Genomic DNA, 15,265 nt, shown 5'->3' with positions numbered 1-15,265 from the left:
CTCGGTCACGTCCTGGTAACACCAATCAGTGACTCTGGTATCACGCCTCGTACACCACCCGTCCCGAGGGGGGACCTCGATCATGCAGGCCGCGCCCGTTCGCGCCACCGCCATCCCGTCCTTCACCGACGCGCTCCGCGCCGTCGAGTCCCTGCTCATGAGCAGCGGTCAGCGCACCGCCCGCCGCAACGCCTGGACCTCCGTGCTGGAGGACCGCCGCCGCGCCAAGGACCGGGTCGAGGCGCAGCGCGTCCTGGAGCAGCAGGCCGCCGTCCGCTCCTGAACCCCCTCGCACCGGCACTGCCGTCGTCGGCGCTTCCGGAGGCACGTAGACTTCGTGGCATGGCGAGGAAGGAAACCGCGGCGGACGCCGCGAACGCAGGGCGACTGAAGCAGATCGCCCTCACGTACAAGATGACCCGCAAGGCCGACAAGAAGATCGGTCTTGTACTCGCGGCCGTCGGCATCGGCACCCTCGGTGTCTTCCTCGCGATCGGCTTCTTGATCGGCCACCCGGTCTATGTGGGCATCTTCGGCCTGCTGATCGCCCTGCTGGCGACGGCGATCGTGTTCGGCCGCCGGGCCGAGCGCGCCGCCTTCGGCCAGATGGAGGGCCAGCCGGGCGCCGCGGCGGCCGTGCTGGACAACATCGGCCGAGGCTGGACGACCACCCCGGCGGTGGCGATGAACCGCAGCCAGGACGTGGTGCACCGGGCGGTCGGCAAGGCCGGCATCGTGCTCGTCGCCGAGGGCAACCCGAACCGGGTGAAGAGCCTGCTGGCCGCCGAGAAGAAGAAGATGAACCGCATCGTCGCGGACGTCCCGGTGCACGACGTGATCGTCGGCGACGGCGAGGGCCAGGTCGGGCTGAAGAAGCTGCGCACGACCCTGCTGAAGTACCCGCGCGTGCTGACCGGCCCCCAGGTGACCGCCACCAACGACCGGCTGCGCGCCCTGGGCGACCTGATGAGCAACATGCCGGTGCCCAAGGGGCCGATGCCCAAGGGCATGCGGATGCCGAAGGGGCGCTGACCCGGCGACCCCGGCGGCTCGCCGACCTGTGACGCGGCGCCCACCTGCTCCGGACTGCGGTCCGGACGGGTGGGCGCCGCCTTGTCGTACCCGCACGGATGACACGCCGCCGAACGGAGTATCCAGCCGGTAATCGGCTCATGCGCTCGTAGCCTGCCGAATGTGACAAAACGCCATATCTCGTACCTCGCATGCACGACGGCACTCATCGGCGCCCTGGCCGGCACCACCCCCGCGTCGGCCGCCCACCGGATCCATGTGGTGAATCCTGGTGAGTCCATCCAGAAGGCGGTCGACGCCGCCAAGACCGGCGACACGGTGCTCGTGCTGGCCGGCACTTACCACGAGAGCGTCACGGTCAGGACGCCCGGACTGACCCTGCGGGGCGTGGGCCCCCGCACGGTGATCGAGCCGGTGAAGAAGAAGGCCGCTGCGCACTCCGCGAAGTCGGCACGGGGCGCCAGGGCCTCCGTCAGCTGCCTCGAGGGCGGCAACGGCGTCTGTGTGGTCGGGGGGAAGAACACCCCCCTGAAGAACGTCACCGTCGCCGACCTGAAGGTGAGCGGATTCAGCAGGATCGGCCTGTGGTCGATGGGCACCGACCGGCTGACCGTGGAACGGGTGACCGCCGACGACAACGGCCAGTGGGGCATCGCCCAGGAGCACTCCACCCGCGGTGAGTTCCGGGAGAACACCGCCCGGCGCAACGGTGACGCCGGCCTGTTCCTCGCCAACAACGTGAAGGCCGAGGAAGGCGCCACGGACAGCAAGGGTGCCGTGGTCGAGCGCAACCGCCTGGAGGACAACCGGATCGGCGTCACCGTGCGCCGCCTGCGCAACCTCACCGTCACGCACAACTACGTCACCGGCAACTGCGCGGGCGTGTTCGTCGTCGGGGACGAGAACAAGCCGAAGGCGGGCAGCCTGACCGTCACCGGCAACCACGTCGTGCGGAACAACAAGTACTGCGCGAAGACCGCCCGGCTGCCCTACCTGAAGGGCTCCGGCATCGTCCTGACCGGTACCGAGAAGGCCCTGGTGACGCGGAACGTGGTCACCGGCCACTCCGGCAAGTCCCCGCTCTCGGGCGGCATCGTCCTGTTCAAGAGCTTCGTGGGCGTCACCAGCGAGCGGAACCGGATCACCGGCAACTGGCTGGAGGAGAACTCCCCGGCGGACCTCGTCAACCAGGAATCCACCAAGAGCGCCAACGCGTTCGACGGCAACTCCTGCCGGGCCTCGAAGCCCGCGGGCCTGTGCTGACCGGACGGCCGTACCCGACCCACGCGCCGTACCAGACCCACGCAAGGAAGGAAGGCGGCACATGACCGCACCATCCCCCGAGCTCTCGGCCCCGTCCGCCCAGGGGGCGGCCCCCACCCCTCCGCCGTCGATGCGGCTGCGGGAGCTCGTGTTCGGGGCGGCGTGCGCCGCCGCCGTCCGCGCGGCCGCCCGGCTGGGCGTCGCCGACGCACTCGGGGACGCCCCCATGACCGTCGAGAGCCTCGCCGCCTCGGTGAAGGTGGAAGCGAAGCCGCTGCGCCGGCTCCTGCGCGCCCTGTCCTGCTACGGCGTCTTCGCCGAGCGGCCGGACGGGACGTTCGCCCACACCGAGATGTCCCGGCTGCTGCGCGAGGACGACCCGAACAGCCTGCGCTACATCTCGCTGTGGTGCACCGAGCCCTGGACCTGGGACGCCTGGCCCAAGCTGGACGAGGCCGTGCGCTCCGGCCGGAACGTGATCGAGGACCTCTACGGCAAGGAGTTCTTCGTCTACCTGAACGAGGACGCCCCCGAGTCGGCGGACGTCTTCAACCGGGCGATGACGACCTCCAGCGAGCAGTCGGCCCGTGACGTCGCCGCGCTGCTCGACCTGTCCGGCAGCTCGTCGGTCGCGGACATCGGCGGCGGCCAGGGGCACGTGGTGGCCAGCCTGCTGGACAAGTACCCGGCGATGCGGGGCCATCTGCTCGACCTGCCGCGGGTGGTGGAGAAGGCGGTGGCGCGGCTGCGGCCGGGCGGCGACCTCGCCGACCGGGCGCACATCGTGCCGGGTGACGTCCGGGTGTCCGTCCCGGTCGACGCCGACGTCTACATCATCAAGAACATCCTGGAGTGGGACGACGAGTCCACGTCCAGGCTGCTGCGCAACGTGATCGGTGCGGGCGGCCCCGGCGCCCGGGTCGTGGTCATCGAGAACCTCGTCGACGACACCCCGTCGATGCGGTTCAGCACCGCCATGGACCTGCTGCTGCTCATGAACGTCGGCGGCGCCAAGCACACCACGAAGAGCATGGTCGAGCGGCTGCAGGCGGCGGGCCTGACCGTCAACGACATCCGGCCGGTCAATCCCTACCTGCACGCGTTCGACTGCATCGTCCCCGCGTGAGCGCACTCCCCCGAGAACACCGGTGCCGGGCCCGCGTCGGACGCGGGCCCGGCACCGGTGGCCGGACGGAGGGTCAGCCGCGGGCGTCGCGCTCCCAGAGGTAGAAGCGCTGGGCCATCGCGTCCTTGGGGGACCGCCAGGTCTCCGGGTCGTACGCGCTGACGTACGCCGTGAGGCGCTCGCTGACCTCGGTGAACTCGGGGTGCGAGGTGACCTTGGCGATCGCCGGTCCCGGGTCGCGCTCGGACTCGATGAGGTGCATGTACACGTCGCCGAACTGGAAGAGGCTGCGCCGGACGACTCCGACGAGGTGCGGCAGCTCTCCCCGGTCGGACTCCGCGAACACCTTGGCGATGTCGGGGGCGGAACCCGGGGCCATGCGGGCGACGATCAGGGCCTGGTGCACGGTCTCTTCTCCTGTCGTCCGGCTCAGTCGGCCAGCGCCGGGGCGGGCCGGTGACCGGCGGCCGCCTTCTCGATCTTGTCCCGGATCAGGGCCATCTGGACCTTGGAGTTCTTGTTGATGTTGTCGGTCATCCAGTCGTCGTCGACCGGTGCGTCCGGCTTCATCGCGAAGTCCTGCGTCCACACCATCCGGGTGCCGGCGGGGACCTCCTCGTACCGCCAGTGGATGTCCATGTGGTCGAAGGGCCCGGTCTCGACCCGGCGCGCCTTGACGGTGAGGGTGTCGCGGTCCGGCTCACGCTCGGAGACCCAGCTCCACACGGTGCCGTTGTCGTCCGGGTGCATGGTCAGCCGGAACTTCGTCCGGTTGCGCTGCTGGGAGATGATCTCCACCGACGCGTACTCGCTGAACAGCTGCGGCCACCGCTCCAGGTCGTTGGTCATGTCCCAGACCAGGTCGAGCGGGGCGGCGATGGTGATCTCGTTCTGGGTGTGTCCTGCCATCTCAGGCTCCTGCCATCAGGGTGGTGTTGACGAGGTTCAGGAACTGCTGGGGCGTCTTGCAGCGCTCGGCGTCGACCGGCATCGGGGTGCCGTGCGCGTTCTCCAGCTCGCCGACGATGCCGAGCAGGCCCAGCGAGTCGACGCCGAGGACGTCGAAGCCGGTGTCCGGCTTCTCCGTGAGCTGCTGCGGGCTGACGGTCACCCCGGCGGCCTTCTTCATCAGCGCGGCGAGTTCTTCCACGGTGATCTGCGACATGTGCTTCCTCCTTGCTGTGCTCAGTGCGCGGCGCCGTGCCGCAGCACCAGTGCCGAGTTGGACCCCATGAGTCCACGGCTGAGGACCAGCGCCGTCCGCAGTTCGGCGACCCGGGCGCGGCCCGTCACGAGGTCGAGGTCGTGGCAGACGTCGAAGACGTTCGGCGTCGGCGGGACCAGGCCGTGTTCCATCGCGAGCACGGCCGCCGCGGTGTCCAGCACGGGAGCCGCGCAGTAGCCGCGGCCGGTCCCCGTCTTCGGGGCCGTGACCGGCACCCGGGTGCCGTGCGCGCCGAGGGCGTCGGCGAGCGCCAGCGCCTCGGCCCGGTCCGCCTCCGGCACCCCGAGGGCGTCGGCGAAGACGACGTCGATCTCCTCGGGGGCGCAGTCGGCCTCCGCGAGGGCCTGCCGGACGGCCTGGGCGAGACCCTCCCGGGTGTCCGCCCAGCGGGAGGCGCCGGTGAAGGTGGCACCGTGGCCCGCCACGACCGCCCGGACGGGGGCACCGCGCTCCCGCGCGGCACCGGCGGCCTCGACCACGAGCATCGCGCCGCCCTCGGCCGGCACGAACCCGCACGCCCCGTCCGTGAACGGGCGGTAGGCCCGGGACGGGTCCGTCTCGCGGCTCAGCTCGTCGTAGCCGAGCTGGCAGACCATCGAGTACGGGGCGAGCGGCGCCTCGGTGGAGCCCGCCACGATCACGTCGGTGCCGCGCCGTACCGCCCGTGCCGCGTGGGCGAGGGCGTCCAGGCCGCCGGCCTCGTCGGAGGCGACGACCGAGCAGGGCCCCTTGAAGCCGCGCCGGATGGACACCTGGCCGGTGCTCGCCGCGTAGAACCAGGCGATGGACTGGTAGGGGCCCACGAACCGGCTGCCCTTGCCCCACAGTCGCTGGAGTTCGCGCTGGCCGAACTCGCCGCCGCCGGAGCCGGCCGCGGTGACCACGCCGATGGAGTACGGCGCCTCGGAGGTGTCGGCCTGGCCGAGCCGGGCGTCCTCCAGGGCGAAGTCGGCCGCGGCCATGGCGTAGTGCGTGAACCGGTCGGTCTGGACGAGGAAGCGCTCCTCGATGGTGTCGGCCGGCTCGAAGGCGCGGACCTCGCCGGCCACCTTGAGGGGAAGGTCCTCGCAGCCCTCGCGGGTGACAGGGCCGAGGACGCTGAGGCCCTCCTGGGTGGCCTTCCAGAAGGTGTCGGTGCTGGTGCCGTTGGGCGCGACCACCCCGATTCCGGTGACGGCCGCACGCCGGTCCTGTGGTTCGCTCATCGTGTCCTCACTCCCTCGGCCGGGTCAGGATCACCGCGGACTGGAAGCCGCCGAATCCGCTGCCCACGGACAGCACGCTGCTCAGCTTCCGTTCGCGGGCGACGCGCGGGACGTAGTCCAGGTCGCACTCGGGGTCGGGGATCTCGTAGTTGGCGGTCGGCGGTACGACCTGCTTGGCGAGGGCCAGCACGCACGCGACCAGTTCGATGGCGCCGATCGCCCCGAGGGAGTGCCCCACCATGGACTTGATGGAGCTCATCGGGGTGTCGTAGGCGTGGTGGCCGAGCGCCTTCTTCACGGCCGCCGTCTCGTGGCGGTCGTTCTGGCGGGTGCCGGAGCCGTGCGCGTTGACGTAGTCGATCGCCGTCGGGTCGAGCCGCGACTGGTCCAGGGCGGTCTCGATGGCCCGCGCCATCTCCAGACCTTCCTTGGTCAGGCCGGTCATGTGGTAGGCGTTGCCGAAGGTGGAGTAGCCGCCCAGCTCGCAGTACACGTGGGCGCCGCGAGCCCGGGCGTGCTCCAGCTCCTCCAGGACGAGCACCGCGCCGCCCTCGCCCATGACGAACCCGTCACGGTCGTTGTCGAAGGGCCGGGAGGCGTGCGCGGGGTCGTCGTTGTTCGGGGACGTGGCCTTGATCGCGTCGAAGCACGCCATGGTGATCGGCGAGATCGGGGAGTCCGACGCCCCCGCGATGCATATGTCGGCCCGGCCTTCCTGGACGGTGTGGAAGGCGTAGCCGACGGCGTCCAGGCCGGAGGTGCAGCCGGTGGACACGGTCTGCACGGGTCCCTGGGCGCCGAAACGTTCCGCCACCGCGGAGGCCACGGTGCTCGGCGAGAACGCCCGGTGCAGCTGGGGCCGCGCCTCGGTGTGGTCGACGTCCCAGCGCTCACCGCGGTGGCTGACGAGGACGTAGTCGTTCTCCAGCCGGGTGGTGCCGCCGACCGCGGTGCCCAGGGAGACCGCGACCCGCCAGGGGTTCTCCCGGCCGAGGTCGAGCCCCGAGTCCAGCACCGCCTCCTCGCCCGCGACCAGGGCGAACTGTATGTACCGGTCCGCCCGCTCGATCTGGTCGGCGTCCAGGCCGTACGCGGCCGGGTCGAAGTCGCACTCGGCGGCGATCCGGGACCGCAGCCCGGACGGGTCGAAGAACGTGATGCCCCGCGTCGCGGTACGGCCGTCGGCCAGCAGATTCCAGAACGCCGGCACGCCGATCCCGCCCGGAGCCACGATGCCTATGCCGGTGACCGCCACGCGCCGGGTCATGAGCGGACCTGTTCCCGCTCGGCGACGGGGACGGGCTCCGTCTCCTCCGTGTCGACGTGGCCCAGGGCCGGCCGCGGGGCGAGCGGCCCCAGGTGGAAGACCATCCGCGCCTCCACCTTGCCGACGTTGCGGAAGCGGTGGCGCATGTTGATGGGGATCATCAGGCCCTGCTCCGGCCGGAGCAGGTGCGGCTCGCCGTCCAGGTCGACCTCCAGCTGGCCGCAGACGACGTAGACGAACTCCTCGGAGTACGGGTGGTAGTGCTCGGCGATGCGGTCGCCCGGGTTGATGATGGCCACGCCCATGAAGCCGCTGGTGGAACCCACCGTGGCCGGGGTGAGCATGGCACGCAGGTCGCCGCCGCGCCGGGTGTTGGGCTCGACCTCGCTGAGGTCCACGATCTTCGGAAGGGGTTTGATCACGACGTTCCTCCGTTGGTGTGCTGTGCCTGCCGGGTCAGGCGTCCGGCGAGCGGCGGTCGGTGATGAGCTCCATGCGGACGGTGTCGCCGTCCAGCAGGGCCTTGAGCGGGGCCTGGGCCCCGGCCTTCGGCAGGGCCGCGTCGACGCCCAGGCCGGGCCGTACGTCGACCAGCCGGACGACGACGTCGTCCCGCTGGAAGATCGTGCTGCCCAGCACCGGGCCCGCCGGGTCCTCGGCCGCGGACTCGTCCTGGCGGGCGAGGATCTCCGCGAGTTCCATCCCGCAGCCCGGCCGGGCCGGGTAGTACAGCGCGTACCGCTCGCCCTCGGGGAGTTCGTCCGCGGTGACGTGGTGCACGGCCGGCAGCGCCGCCCGGGTGAAGAACACCCGCGCGGACTCCTGGTCGTTGAGGTCCCGCTCCTGCTCCAGGTACGGGTTGATGGCCTCCTCGACCGCGCGGACCTCGGGCTGCCGGGCGACGTGGCGCAGCGCCGCGAGCAGGTCGCCGCGGACCTCGATGGCCCGGATCACCCGGTTGCCGTGCATGAAGAGGGAGGTGCGGCACAGGCGGGTGGTGTCGTCGACCCGCGCCTCGGGCGAGGCGTAGTTCGACAGGATCTCCGCGACCTTCTTCTCGCTGCCCGGGCGGACGGTGAAGGTGAGCGCGTGCCGGATCACTCCGTCGCCGATCCGCGGGGAGCTCTGGAGCCTGCGCTGCGCGGCCTGGGCGCTGGTCTTCTCGCCACCCGTCTCGCGGACCACGTGGAAGCGCAGCGACCGGGTGTCGCGGATGCAGCTGTGCATCGGCTGCACCATCTGGACGTGCTCCTCGCTGTTCACCCAGGCGAGGAACGGCGGGGCGCTCTCCCACTCGCTGGTGATGAGCCACTGGGAGGGGTTCTCGATCGACTGGCACAGCTGGTCGCTGACGTGTCCGGGTACGGACGAGACCTGCTTGCCCATCTCCTCGTAGGCCTCCAGGAACTGCTGCTGGGCGCCGTCGTACACGTCCACCAGCAGGACCACCCGGAGGCGGGAGCCGTCGAACACGGACTGGGAAACCCTCTTCGACACCTGGCGCGTCAGCTCTTCGGAAATCTTCTCCGGCGTGGTGGTCATGTGGACATCTCCTTCGCAGGGGCAGAGGTGGCCGCCGCCGATGACACGACGTCAGCGCTTTTTGATCCTGTGCCGCTCCCCCGGAGTGCGCGACTCGCGTGAACCACGCGGGTGATTGAGCACGCGTAACCCCTCCCAGGGGGCATGGAGATTCCGACACCCCCTCACCCCCCACCACTGCCTCAGGAGTCCTTGATGCAGCAGAAAGCCGATCACCAGGTTCCCGTCCTCGTCGTGGGCGGCTCTCTGGTGGGCCTGTCCCTGTCCCTGTTCCTGGGCCGTCTCGGCGTACGGCACATGCTCGTCGAGCGGCACTCGGGAACCTCGATCCACCCGCGCGGACGCGGCAACAACGTGCGGACGATGGAGCTGTTCCGGGGTGCCGGCGTCGAAGCCGACATCAAGACGGCCGCCTCGCTCCTCGCCGACAACCACGGCATCCTCCAGACGCCGACCCTCGCCGGCGACGCCGGGGAGTGGCTGTTCAAGGAGATCGACCCCGGCGGCGGGCTGGCGCGGTTCAGCCCCACGGGGTGGTGCCTGTGCAGCCAGAACGACCTCGAACCGGTGCTGCTGAAGGGGGCCCGCGCACTCGGCGGCGACCTGCGCTACTTCCACGAGCTGGAGTCCTTCGCCCAGGACCCCGAAGGAGTGACGGCGTACGTCCGCGACCGTGACAGCGACGACCTCTACACGGTCCGCGCCAACTACCTGGTCGCGGCCGACGGCCCGCGCAGCCCCGTCCGGGGCCGGCTCGGCATCGGCCAGACCGGTCCCGGCGACCTCTTCGCCAACGTCAGCGTCACCTTCCGGTCCAAGCTGCTCGCCGACGTCGTGGGCGACCGGCGCTTCATCTGCTGTTACCTCACCGACCCCGAGGCCGACGGCGCGCTGCTGCCCGTCGACAACAAGGAGCACTGGGTCTTCCACGCCCCCTGGCACCCCGAAAACGGCGAGACGCTCGACGAGTTCACCGAGGAGCGGCTGCGCCGGCACATCCGCCGTGCCGTCGGTGTCCCCGACCTCGACGTGGAGATCACCGGCAAGGCGTCCTGGCGTGCCGCGGAGCGCGTCGCCGAGAGGTATGCGGCCGACCGGGTGTTCCTGGCGGGCGACTCCGCGCACGAGATGTCCCCGACCGGTGCCTTCGGTTCCAACACCGGCATCCAGGACGCCCACAACCTGGCCTGGAAGCTGGCCGCCGTCCTCGACGGGTGGGCCGGACCGGGGCTGCTCGGCACGTACGACACCGAGCGCCGGCCCGTGGCCCTGGCCACCAGCGCCCGCGCCTCGGCCCGGTCCGTGGAGCACAGCCACCCCGGATTCGCCCCCGCCCCCGGCATCGGCGGCGGCAAGCGCGGCGGCATCCTCAACGTCGTCCTCGGCTACCGCTACCCGGAGGGTGCCGTCGTGGGCGCCGACCCCGCGCAGCCGGTCGTGCCCGACGGGATGCGCCTGACCGGGGAGCCGGGCACCCGGGCGCCCCACATGTGGCTGCGCCGGTCGGGCGAACGGCTCTCCACCCTCGACCTCTACGAGCGGTCACTGGTGCTGCTCAGCGACGCCGGCTCGGCCGCGGGCGCGGCCTGGCACGCCGCGGCACGCCGCATCGCCGGCACGGACGGGGTACGGCTGGACGCGTACCGTGTCGGAGCGGGCGCGGACGCCGACCTGGTGTACGACGCGGACGGCGACGACTGGAGCGCGGTCCACGGCACGGTGCCCGACGGGGCGGTGCTGGTCCGCCCGGACGGGTTCGTCGCCTGGCGCGCCTCCGGGGCCGCGGCGGACGCGGAGGCGGAGCTCAGGCAGGTCCTGGCGGCGGTGCTGCACACGGGCTGAGCCGGGGCGCGCAAGGAGGAAGGCCACCCGCGCCGGTCGGTGCGGGTGGCCTTCTCGCTGCTCGGGGGCCCCGCGGCGAGCCCGATGCCGGGGACCCGGGCGATGCGGAGGCGTCAGATGCGCACCTCGACCGTCTTCGCGAGGCGGTCGTGCAGGCCGCGGCCGTCGCGGTCCCAGACGAGGGCGGGGATCGCCAGGCAGAGCAGGACCGTGCGCAGCAGGGAGCGCGGCGGGCTGACCGTGCCGGTCTCCAGCGCGACCACCCGGATGCCGAAGAGACGCTTGCCCGGGGTGAAGCCGATAGTGCCGACGGTGAGCACGCTCAGCACGAAGAACACGCCGAGCGCCCAGTTGCCGGTAGCGGGGCCGTTGCCATGCGTGATCAGGCCGTATGCGATCAGGACGCACAGCGCCCAGTCCACGGCGATCGCGCCGAGGCGCCGCCCGGGCCGTGCGAGCGAGTTCGGTCCCTCCTGCGGGAGCCCGAGCTGCTCACCCCGGTAGCCGAAGTCGGCTCCGGCGTCCTCCATGGCCGCGCGGGGCCCGGAGAGCCACGATCCGATTGCCTGCCTGTTGTCCACCCGACCACGGTACTGCGCCCGGTTTCGGGCACTACGCGCAGGGGTGTGTCGGGGCTACGGTGGACACGTGGCCGGTTAACTTCTGCGAAACAAACGGGTCACGCCCGAGAAATCACCCGTCCCTAGGGTCGAGACCAGCGTGTGCCACCGCACTGGCCGCACGAACGATCTACCACCCCGGCGTCGACGGTCGGGAGTAGGAGGAGCTGGATGTTCCAGAACGCCGACGAGGCCAAGAAGTACATCGCGGACGAGGACGTCAAGTTCGTCGACGTCCGTTTCTGCGACCTGCCGGGCGTCATGCAGCACTTCACGTTGCCCGCGGAGGCGTTCGACCCCGACGACGAGCAGGCCTTCGACGGGTCGTCGATCCGTGGTTTCCAGGCCATCCACGAGTCGGACATGGCTCTGCGCCCCGACCTGTCCACCGCGCGCATCGACCCGTTCCGCCGGGACAAGACGCTCAACATCAACTTCTTCATCCACGACCCGATCACGGGTGAGCAGTACTCCCGTGACCCGCGCAACGTGGCGAAGAAGGCCGAGGCGTACCTGGCGTCGACCGGTATCGCCGACACTGCGTACTTCGGTCCCGAGGCCGAGTTCTACGTCTTCGACAGCGTGCGTTTCGCCACCTCGGCGAACGAGTCCTTCTACCACATCGACTCCGAGGCGGGTGCCTGGAACACCGGCGCTCTGGAGGACAACCGCGGGTACAAGGTCCGCTACAAGGGCGGCTACTTCCCGGTCCCGCCGGTCGACCACTTCGCCGACCTGCGCGCCGAGATCTCCCTGGAGCTGGACAAGCAGGGCCTGAAGGTCGAGCGCCAGCACCACGAGGTGGGCACCGCCGGCCAGGCGGAGATCAACTACAAGTTCAACACGCTGCTCGCCGCCGCGGACGACCTCCAGCTCTTCAAGTACATCGTGAAGAACGTGGCCTGGCGCAACGGCAAGACCGCGACCTTCATGCCGAAGCCGATCTTCGGTGACAACGGCTCGGGCATGCACGTGCACCAGTCGCTGTGGAGCAACGGCGACCCGCTGTTCTACGACGAGGCCGGTTACGCGGGCCTGTCGGACACCGCCCGCTACTACATCGGCGGCGTCCTCAAGCACGCCCCGTCGCTGCTCGCCTTCACCAACCCGACGGTGAACTCGTACCACCGCCTGGTGCCGGGCTTCGAGGCGCCGATCAACCTGGTGTACTCGCAGCGCAACCGCTCCGCCGCGATGCGTATCCCGATCACCGGCTCGAACCCGAAGGCCAAGCGCGTCGAGTTCCGCGCCCCGGACTCCTCCGGCAACCCGTACCTGGCCTTCTCGGCGCTGCTGCTCGCGGGTCTGGACGGCATCAAGAACAAGATCGAGCCGGCCGAGCCGATCGACAAGGACCTGTACGAGCTGGCTCCCGAGGAGCACGCGAACGTCGCCCAGGTCCCGACCTCGCTGAACGCCGTCCTCGACTCGCTCGAGGCCGACCACGAGTTCCTCCTCCAGGGCGACGTCTTCACGTCCGACCTGATCGAGACGTGGATCGACTTCAAGCGCACCAACGAGATCGCCCCGCTGCAGCTGCGTCCGCACCCGCACGAGTTCGAGCTCTACTTCGACGTGTGACATCACCCCAGGTCAGAGCGGGTATCCGCGTACCTGGACCGTCTGTGGGCCGGTGGCCGGCTCTCCCCCACGGGAGAGCCGGCCACCGGCTTTTGTGACGCGGGTCCGTCCGGGCCACGGGGCACCGGTGTGCAACCTTTCCCGCTTCCCAGCATTCCTATTGTCGGGGGATCATCCCTCCGGACTCTGTCGGACGAGGCTGAAGGAAACGGGGATGGCGGAATTGGACGACTGGGAGCGCGAGTTCGATCACAGGTGGGCGAATTCGGCCGAGCACAAGGAGCCCTCCGCCCGGGCCCGGATGCTCGCCGCGCGCTGGAAGGAGACTCCGCCGGACCCGGCGCCGTTCCGCGCCGACCCCGGCCCGCCCCCGCGCAGGACGTCCTGGGCGTCGACGGCCATCGTGATCGGCTGCGTGGCCGTGGTGATGATCGTGATCGGCTGGGCGCAGCTGCACGCCTCCTACTAGGCGGACCCCCGGCCCCCTGGGCACCCCCACCGGTCTTTGCGGCTCCTAGGACCGTTCGCGACCTCCTCATGGGAATCGGCAGGTGCACACTGGAGTGCGGGACGAGTGCGTGAGTGCGGGGTGATGCAACATGCGAAGCCGCTTCCGGAGCGACCGGCGACTGACCGTGCGCATGGGTGTGACGCTGTTCCTGCTCGGACTGCTGTACGTGGGGTTCGTCGCCGCGCTGATCGTGCTGCTGAAGTCCTGGCTGCTGGTGGTCGTCCTGATCGGGGCGATGTTCGTGGCGCAGTTCTGGTTCTCCGACCGGATCGCCCTGTTCGCGATGCGCGGGCAGGTGGTGGAGCGCGAGGAGTACCCCGAGCTGCACGCGGTCGTCGACCGGCTGTGCGCGATCGCGGACATGCCGAAGCCGGTGGTCGCCGTGTCCGCGATGGACATGCCGAACGCCTTCGCCACCGGGCGCAACCCCGACCACGCGGTGGTCTGCGTGACCACCGGCCTGCTGCGGCGGCTGGAGCCGGCCGAGCTGGAGGGTGTGCTCGCGCACGAGCTGTCGCACGTGGCGCACAAGGACGTCGCCGTGATCACCGTGGCGTCCTTCCTCGGGGTGATCGCGGGACTGATCGTGCGGTTCGCCTTCTACTCCCAGGTGCTCGGCGGGGGCCGCAGGGACCAGAACACGGCCGCCGTCTTCGCCGTCGTGATCGGTGTCTCGGCGGCCGTGTACGCGCTCAGCTTCCTGCTGATCCGCGCGCTGTCCCGGTACCGGGAACTGGCGGCCGACCGGGCGGCCGCGCACCTGACCGGCCGCCCCTCGGCGCTGGCGTCGGCGCTCACCAAGGTCACCGGGGAGATCGCGCGGATCCCGACCAAGGATCTGCGCACGGCCCAGGCGTTCAACGCGTTCTACTTCACCCCGGCGACGGGCAGGGAGCCCGGCATCGAGCGGTTCTTCTCCACCCACCCGACCCTGCAGCAGCGGCTCGACCAGCTGGGCCGGATCTCCACGGAGCTGGGCGAGCCCGCGACCCCAGGGACGGCGGGCTGAGGGACGTACGGCACAGAGACGGCACTGCGGAAGGCGGGCTGAGCGTTGGGGCTGCTGGACATCCTGCTGGGGCGTACGAAGCCGGTCGCACCGGATCTCGACCAGCTGTTCGCGCTGCCCTCGGCGGCCGTCACCCTCCAGGCGGCGGCCGGGTTCACGCCCACCGGGCACGGGGCGGTGTGCTTCGCCACGGTGGAGGGGGCGGCCTTCGAGCAGACCCACCGGGAGGTCCAGGCGCTGCTCGACGCGGACGCCGACCGCAGCGGCCCGCCGGTGGAGCTGCGGCAGGACGACTACGGCTACTCCTGGCTGGTGTCCCTGCGGGCCCCCGACCAGCTGCCCCAACTGGTCAACGACCTGCACGCGGTGAACAGTTCGATGGAGGTCAACGGGTTCGGCCCGCAGCTGCTGTGCTCTCTTGCCGGGTTCACGGACGACGCCGGGCGCCGGCTGGCGCTTGTCTACCTCTACAAGCGCGGCACCTTCTACCCGTTCGCCCCGCTGTCCGGTGCCGCGGAGCGGCGGGACAACGCGCTGGAGCTGCGGGTGAAGGCGGCGCTCGGGGACGATCTGCGGATCGAGCAGGACCTGAGCCGCTGGTTCCCGGTCTGGGGCGCCCCCGGCCTGTGACCGGGGGCGCCCCTGCTCATCAGCTCTTCTGCCGTTCCTGCCGCCGGGTCCGCAGGGGGCGCTCGCGCCGGTAGCGGCGCTCCCACCTGGCCTGCCGGTCCCGGCGCTCGCGGTAGGTCCGGTAGCTGTCGGGGACGGCGCCCGCTCCGGCGGGCGGGGTCGGTGTGCCGGGCGAACCGCGCCCGTGCGTCGCGTACAGGTAGAGCAGCGCGACGGCGGCGAGCCACCAGAGATGGTTCCCGATTCCGAGGATCACCAGGACGACGGTCCCGGACGCGACGATGCCACGCATTTCGGACCTCCGTGGAGTGAGTGACGGCGTACTGCCGAGGGGGTACGGGTGGGGTGTGTCGGCTTCGCGCCGTATGTTCAGGGTAGGGAGCCCGCGTTCGCGACCGCATCCCGTTTTCCG

The 15,265-nt window shown here is 70.8% G+C and carries 18 protein-coding genes; 9 read left to right on the top strand and 9 right to left on the bottom strand.

Going from position 1 to position 15,265, the window contains the following annotated elements; all coding sequences use genetic code 11:
• Positions 1-82 precede the first annotated feature (82 nt).
• The 4 genes from ACF08B_RS15275 to ACF08B_RS15260 all read left to right on the top strand — a co-directional run bounded on the left by ACF08B_RS15275 (position 83) and on the right by ACF08B_RS15260 (position 3,421).
• A complete protein-coding gene (locus ACF08B_RS15275) occupies positions 83-283 on the top strand; it encodes a hypothetical protein (protein ID WP_073893194.1) in 201 nt (66 codons plus the stop codon).
• Positions 284-342: 59 nt separating this feature from the next.
• Positions 343-1,032, top strand: coding sequence for a DUF4191 domain-containing protein (locus ACF08B_RS15270; RefSeq protein ID WP_392317784.1), 690 nt, complete (start codon positions 343-345; stop codon positions 1,030-1,032).
• Positions 1,033-1,194: 162 nt separating this feature from the next.
• Positions 1,195-2,295: a nitrous oxide reductase family maturation protein NosD gene (locus ACF08B_RS15265; protein WP_392317783.1), complete on the top strand. Its 1,101-nt coding sequence runs from the start codon at positions 1,195-1,197 to the stop codon at positions 2,293-2,295.
• A gap of 130 nt (positions 2,296-2,425) precedes the next feature.
• Entirely contained in the window at positions 2,426-3,421 is a 996-nt protein-coding gene (locus ACF08B_RS15260) for a methyltransferase (RefSeq protein ID WP_392318137.1), read from the top strand.
• 73 nt (positions 3,422-3,494) lie between these two features.
• Here ACF08B_RS15260 and ACF08B_RS15255 read toward each other — a convergent pair whose 3' ends face one another.
• The 7 genes from ACF08B_RS15255 to ACF08B_RS15225 are packed head-to-tail and all read right to left on the bottom strand — an operon-like array spanning position 3,495 to position 8,660.
• Positions 3,495-3,827: a TcmI family type II polyketide cyclase gene (locus ACF08B_RS15255; protein ID WP_093696114.1), complete on the bottom strand. Its 333-nt coding sequence runs from the start codon at positions 3,825-3,827 to the stop codon at positions 3,495-3,497.
• 23 nt (positions 3,828-3,850) lie between these two features.
• Positions 3,851-4,330, bottom strand: coding sequence for an SRPBCC family protein (locus ACF08B_RS15250; protein WP_392317782.1), 480 nt, complete (start codon positions 4,328-4,330; stop codon positions 3,851-3,853).
• 1 nt (position 4,331) lies between these two features.
• A complete protein-coding gene (locus ACF08B_RS15245; protein WP_073893207.1) occupies positions 4,332-4,586 on the bottom strand; it encodes an acyl carrier protein in 255 nt (84 codons plus the stop codon).
• A gap of 20 nt (positions 4,587-4,606) precedes the next feature.
• Positions 4,607-5,851, bottom strand: coding sequence for a ketosynthase chain-length factor (locus ACF08B_RS15240; RefSeq protein WP_392317781.1), 1,245 nt, complete (start codon positions 5,849-5,851; stop codon positions 4,607-4,609).
• 7 nt (positions 5,852-5,858) lie between these two features.
• Positions 5,859-7,118 (bottom strand): beta-ketoacyl-[acyl-carrier-protein] synthase family protein, encoded by a 1,260-nt coding sequence (locus tag ACF08B_RS15235; protein WP_392317780.1) that lies wholly within the window; start codon positions 7,116-7,118, stop codon positions 5,859-5,861.
• The gene (locus ACF08B_RS15230; RefSeq protein ID WP_093480919.1) at positions 7,115-7,516 is read right to left on the bottom strand and encodes a cupin domain-containing protein; all 402 of its coding nucleotides are present in this window, start codon (positions 7,514-7,516) and stop codon (positions 7,115-7,117) included. The genes ACF08B_RS15235 and ACF08B_RS15230 overlap by 4 nt, the downstream gene beginning before the upstream one ends.
• Positions 7,517-7,574: 58 nt before the next feature.
• The gene (locus ACF08B_RS15225) at positions 7,575-8,660 is read right to left on the bottom strand and encodes a SchA/CurD-like domain-containing protein (protein ID WP_392317779.1); all 1,086 of its coding nucleotides are present in this window, start codon (positions 8,658-8,660) and stop codon (positions 7,575-7,577) included.
• Between the two features lie 195 nt (positions 8,661-8,855).
• On the opposite strand from ACF08B_RS15225, the gene ACF08B_RS15220 reads away from it, so the two are divergent.
• Positions 8,856-10,502 (top strand): FAD-dependent oxidoreductase, encoded by a 1,647-nt coding sequence (locus tag ACF08B_RS15220; RefSeq protein WP_392317778.1) that lies wholly within the window; start codon positions 8,856-8,858, stop codon positions 10,500-10,502.
• Positions 10,503-10,615: 113 nt separating this feature from the next.
• Here ACF08B_RS15220 and ACF08B_RS15215 read toward each other — a convergent pair whose 3' ends face one another.
• Positions 10,616-11,083: an RDD family protein gene (locus tag ACF08B_RS15215; protein WP_392317777.1), complete on the bottom strand. Its 468-nt coding sequence runs from the start codon at positions 11,081-11,083 to the stop codon at positions 10,616-10,618.
• A gap of 210 nt (positions 11,084-11,293) precedes the next feature.
• Here ACF08B_RS15215 and glnA point away from each other — a divergent pair, with 210 nt between their 5' ends.
• The 4 genes from glnA (at position 11,294) to ACF08B_RS15195 (ending at position 14,853) form a co-directional block, all read left to right on the top strand.
• Entirely contained in the window at positions 11,294-12,703 is a 1,410-nt protein-coding gene (glnA, locus tag ACF08B_RS15210; protein WP_093478204.1) for a type I glutamate--ammonia ligase, read from the top strand.
• Between the two features lie 214 nt (positions 12,704-12,917).
• Positions 12,918-13,172: a hypothetical protein gene (locus tag ACF08B_RS15205; protein ID WP_392317776.1), complete on the top strand. Its 255-nt coding sequence runs from the start codon at positions 12,918-12,920 to the stop codon at positions 13,170-13,172.
• A gap of 130 nt (positions 13,173-13,302) precedes the next feature.
• Positions 13,303-14,223 carry a zinc metalloprotease HtpX gene (gene htpX, locus ACF08B_RS15200; protein ID WP_392317775.1) on the top strand — a complete coding sequence of 307 codons (921 nt, stop codon included), beginning with the start codon at positions 13,303-13,305 and terminating at the stop codon, positions 14,221-14,223.
• Between the two features lie 45 nt (positions 14,224-14,268).
• On the top strand, positions 14,269-14,853 hold the full coding sequence (locus ACF08B_RS15195; RefSeq protein ID WP_392317774.1) for a hypothetical protein: 585 nt from the start codon (positions 14,269-14,271) through the stop codon (positions 14,851-14,853).
• Between the two features lie 19 nt (positions 14,854-14,872).
• Here ACF08B_RS15195 and ACF08B_RS15190 read toward each other — a convergent pair whose 3' ends face one another.
• Positions 14,873-15,145 carry a hypothetical protein gene (locus tag ACF08B_RS15190; RefSeq protein WP_093478198.1) on the bottom strand — a complete coding sequence of 91 codons (273 nt, stop codon included), beginning with the start codon at positions 15,143-15,145 and terminating at the stop codon, positions 14,873-14,875.
• Positions 15,146-15,265: the final 120 nt, after the last annotated feature.

It is taken from the genome of Streptomyces sp. NPDC015139, assembly GCF_043079785.1.
GTDB lineage: Bacteria > Actinomycetota > Actinomycetes > Streptomycetales > Streptomycetaceae > Streptomyces > Streptomyces albidocamelliae.
The sequence above is the reverse complement of the archived record's forward strand: the minus strand, read 5'-3'. Positions and strand labels throughout refer to the sequence as shown.

Excerpts from the sequence above, each read along its gene's own strand:
- ACF08B_RS15275 (WP_073893194.1), top strand. The coding sequence starts at position 83 with ATGCAGGCCGCGCCCGTTCGCGCCACCGCCATCCCGTCCTTCACCGAC.
- ACF08B_RS15270 (WP_392317784.1), top strand. The coding sequence starts at position 343 with ATGGCGAGGAAGGAAACCGCGGCGGACGCCGCGAACGCAGGGCGACTG.
- ACF08B_RS15260 (WP_392318137.1), top strand. The coding sequence starts at position 2,426 with ATGCGGCTGCGGGAGCTCGTGTTCGGGGCGGCGTGCGCCGCCGCCGTC.
- ACF08B_RS15250 (WP_392317782.1), bottom strand. The coding sequence starts at position 4,330 with ATGGCAGGACACACCCAGAACGAGATCACCATCGCCGCCCCGCTCGAC.
- ACF08B_RS15245 (WP_073893207.1), bottom strand. The coding sequence starts at position 4,586 with ATGTCGCAGATCACCGTGGAAGAACTCGCCGCGCTGATGAAGAAGGCC.
- ACF08B_RS15240 (WP_392317781.1), bottom strand. The coding sequence starts at position 5,851 with ATGAGCGAACCACAGGACCGGCGTGCGGCCGTCACCGGAATCGGGGTG.
- ACF08B_RS15235 (WP_392317780.1), bottom strand. The coding sequence starts at position 7,118 with ATGACCCGGCGCGTGGCGGTCACCGGCATAGGCATCGTGGCTCCGGGC.
- ACF08B_RS15225 (WP_392317779.1), bottom strand. The coding sequence starts at position 8,660 with ATGACCACCACGCCGGAGAAGATTTCCGAAGAGCTGACGCGCCAGGTG.
- ACF08B_RS15220 (WP_392317778.1), top strand. The coding sequence starts at position 8,856 with ATGCAGCAGAAAGCCGATCACCAGGTTCCCGTCCTCGTCGTGGGCGGC.
- glnA (WP_093478204.1), top strand. The coding sequence starts at position 11,294 with ATGTTCCAGAACGCCGACGAGGCCAAGAAGTACATCGCGGACGAGGAC.
- ACF08B_RS15205 (WP_392317776.1), top strand. The coding sequence starts at position 12,918 with ATGGCGGAATTGGACGACTGGGAGCGCGAGTTCGATCACAGGTGGGCG.
- htpX (WP_392317775.1), top strand. The coding sequence starts at position 13,303 with ATGCGAAGCCGCTTCCGGAGCGACCGGCGACTGACCGTGCGCATGGGT.
- ACF08B_RS15190 (WP_093478198.1), bottom strand. The coding sequence starts at position 15,145 with ATGCGTGGCATCGTCGCGTCCGGGACCGTCGTCCTGGTGATCCTCGGA.